Source organism: Nocardioides sp. (assembly GCF_035547795.1).
Classification (GTDB): domain Bacteria; phylum Actinomycetota; class Actinomycetes; order Propionibacteriales; family Nocardioidaceae; genus Nocardioides.
Window position 1 is genome coordinate 1 of sequence record NZ_DASZUF010000006.1, and the last position, 1,927, is coordinate 1,927.

The window sequence follows — 1,927 nt, forward strand, 5'->3', positions numbered from 1 at the left end:
CCCGACCAGCCCGGCCTTCGAGGCGGCGTAGTTGACCTGACCCGCGCTGCCGAGCAGCCCGACCACCGAGGAGACGAAGATCAGCCGGCCGCGGCGCAGCCGCAGCATGCCCTTGGCGGCCCGCTTGGCCAGCCGGTAGGAGCCGGTCAGGTTGGTGTCGAGCACCGCCGACCAGTCGTCCTCCGACATCCGCAGCAGCAGCGTGTCCCGGGTGATGCCGGCGTTGGCCACCAGCACCTCCACCGGGCCGTGCGCGGCCTCCACGGCGTCGTACGCCGCCTCCACCTGCGCCGGGTCGGTGATGTCGCAGCGCACGTCGAGCGCGCCCTCGGGCGCACCGCCGTTGCGGGTGGTGACGGCGACCTTGTCGCCCTGGGCGAGGAAGGCCTCGGCGATGGCGCGACCGATGCCGCGGTTGCCGCCGGTGACCAGGACCGATCTGGGTTCGCTCACGTGCGGGACGCTAACGATTACTGGGCAGTAGTCCGAATGGACTCACTCGTCCTCGAGCCGGAAGCCGAGCTTCAGTCCGACCTGGAAGTGCTCCACCGCGCCGTCCTTGACCTGGCCCCGCACCTGCGTGACCTCGAACCAGTCGACATGGCGGAGCGTCTTGCTGGCCCGCTCGATGGCGTTGTGAATGGCGGCGTCGATGCCGTCCGGCGAAGTGCCGACGATCTCGGTGACCCGATAGGTGCGGTTGCTCATGCGCCGACTCTAGCGACCGGGGCCGACGGTAGGATCGACGACATGGCCAGGGCGCATCAGCAGCCGATCCGCATCACCACCGCCGCGGAGAGCAGGCGGGTGGAGCAGTCGGCCCGCCAGCGGCGCTACGCCCTGGCGATGTCGATCCGCTCGGTCTGCTTCGTCGGGGCCGTGCTCGCCGCGCTGGGACATGTGGTCTGGCTGTGGCCGATCCTGATCGTGGCGGCGCTGTTCCTGCCCTACATCGCGGTGGTGATGGCCAACGCGCGCAACAGCAAGGGCGACGACTTCACCCTGCGGGACAGCCCCTACGGTCGGCCCCAGCTCCGGGACCGCCGGGAGGACGAGGAGTGAGCGGCCCCGAGGCCGACCTCTGCTCCGCCAAGGGCTGCCAGGCGGCCGCGACCTGGGCGCTGTCGTGGAACAACCCGAAGATCCACACTCCCGACCGCCGCAAGATCTGGCTGGCCTGCGACGAGCACAAGTCCTCGCTGTCGGACTTCCTCGGCTCGCGTGGCTTCCTGCGCGAGGTCGGCCCGCACGACGGGACGCTGCAGCCGCGCTGAGGCGGCACCCCACCGGCGTGCACTCACCTGTGGAAGCGCCTCCTCCAAAGTGTCACCGTGACACTTTGCGTGCGGAGTGACACTTCGCAAGTATCACCGGCCACGCGAACTATCACGGTGATAGTTTGCGCCGGGCGCCTTGCGCCGGGCGCCGGGCGCCGGGCTAGCCGCCGATCGCCGACATGGGCCGATCCGGCTGCAGGAAGCTCGGGTCGTCGATGCCGTGACCGGCGCGCTTGCCGGCCATCGCGGTCACCCAGCGCTGGGCGAGGTCCTCGTCGGAGGCGCCCGCCCGGAGGGCGGTCCTCAGGTCGGACTCCTCGCGGGCGAACAGGCAGTTGCGCACCTGCCCGTCGGCGGTCAGCCGCACCCGGTCGCAGTCGCCGCAGAACGGCCGGGTCACCGACGCGATCACGCCGACGGTCGCCGGACCGCCGTCGACCAGGAACAGCTCGGCAGGAGCGCTCCCCCGCGGCTCGACCGCCGGGGTCAGCTCGAACTCCCTGGCCAGCCGCGCCATGGTCTCCTCGGCGGTCACCATCGCGGCGCGCGACCAGCCGTGCTGGGCGTCCAGCGGCATCTGCTCGATGAAGCGCAGCTGGTAGCCGTGCGCGATCGCCCACTCCAGCAGCTCGGGAGCCTGGTCGTCGTTG

5 protein-coding genes are annotated in these 1,927 nt (G+C 71.1%); 2 read left to right on the forward strand and 3 right to left on the reverse strand.

The annotated features are described in order from the left end of the window. Together VHA72_RS00420 and VHA72_RS00425 are read right to left on the reverse strand one after the other, a co-directional pair. The coding region (locus VHA72_RS00420; protein WP_325572466.1) for an SDR family NAD(P)-dependent oxidoreductase at positions 1–453 on the reverse strand (453 nt) is incomplete at its 3' end. A 42-nt stretch (positions 454–495) separates the two neighbouring features. Continuing rightward, complete coding sequence (locus tag VHA72_RS00425; RefSeq protein ID WP_325572467.1) at positions 496–708, reverse strand: dodecin; 213 nt, start codon at positions 706–708, stop codon at positions 496–498. A 42-nt stretch (positions 709–750) separates the two neighbouring features. On the opposite strand from VHA72_RS00425, the gene VHA72_RS00430 reads away from it, so the two are divergent. Both VHA72_RS00430 and VHA72_RS00435 read left to right on the forward strand, forming a co-directional pair. Continuing rightward, positions 751–1,062, forward strand: coding sequence for a DUF3099 domain-containing protein (locus VHA72_RS00430; RefSeq protein WP_325572468.1), 312 nt, complete (start codon positions 751–753; stop codon positions 1,060–1,062). After that, a complete protein-coding gene (locus VHA72_RS00435) occupies positions 1,059–1,274 on the forward strand; it encodes an acetone carboxylase (protein ID WP_325572469.1) in 216 nt (71 codons plus the stop codon). Before VHA72_RS00430 ends, VHA72_RS00435 begins: the two co-directional genes overlap by 4 nt. Before the next feature lie 163 nt (positions 1,275–1,437). On the opposite strand, the gene VHA72_RS00440 is transcribed toward VHA72_RS00435, so the two are convergent. Beyond that, positions 1,438–1,927 (reverse strand): GTP 3',8-cyclase MoaA family protein (locus tag VHA72_RS00440; RefSeq protein ID WP_524538558.1); only part of this gene is annotated, 490 nt, incomplete at its 5' end.

Coding starts and splice junctions, on each gene's coding strand:
- VHA72_RS00430 (WP_325572468.1), top strand. CDS start 751: ATGGCCAGGGCGCATCAGCAGCCGATCCGCATCACCACCGCCGCGGAG.
- VHA72_RS00425 (WP_325572467.1), bottom strand. CDS start 708: ATGAGCAACCGCACCTATCGGGTCACCGAGATCGTCGGCACTTCGCCG.